This is a genomic window from Neisseria sp. P0021.S007, assembly GCF_051956855.1.
The window spans coordinates 1-608 of record NZ_JBQCXA010000759.1; the positions used below are offsets into that span (position 1 = coordinate 1).

Sequence of the window (608 nt, forward strand, 5' to 3'; positions counted from 1 at the left end):
GTCATTTTGGCCACCATCATTATCAACTTCCTTGCGCTCGTCAGCTCCCTGTATGTGATGAACGTGTACGACCGCGTGATTCCCAATCAGGCCTATGAAACCTTGTGGGTATTGAGCATCGGCGTGGTCTTGGCGATTTTGTTTGAATTTGCCGCCAAGATGATTCGTGGTCATTTGACCGATATTGCCGGCAAAAAAGCCGACTTGATCATCAGCTCCGCCCTGTTCCGCCGCGTGATGGCATTACGTCTGGCAGACCGTCCAGCTTCTTCCGGTTCATACGCCAGCAACCTGCGCGAATTTGAAGCCGTGCGAGAGTTCATGACCAGTGCCAGCTTGTTGACTATTGTCGACTTGCCTTTCCTGTTGCTGTTTATCTTCGTAATTTCCATGGTCGGCGGCAAACTGGCACTCGTTCCCCTAACCATCATTCCGATTGTCGTGATTGTCGGTTTTGTCGTACAACGCCCGCTCTCTCGCCACATCAACGAATCGATGAAAGAAGGTTCGCAACGCTCCGGCCTTGCCGTTGAAGCCATCGAAGGCATCGAAACCCTGAAAACCAACAACGCCACATCTTGGGCGCAACAACGTTGGGACGAATACAC

General features: G+C 51.8%; 1 protein-coding gene. It reads left to right on the top strand.

What is annotated here, in order from left to right; all coding sequences use genetic code 11:
* Window positions 1-608, top strand: a 608-nt coding sequence (locus ACTHUR_RS15815; protein ID WP_440399606.1) for an ABC transporter transmembrane domain-containing protein, incomplete at both ends; no start/stop codon positions are given.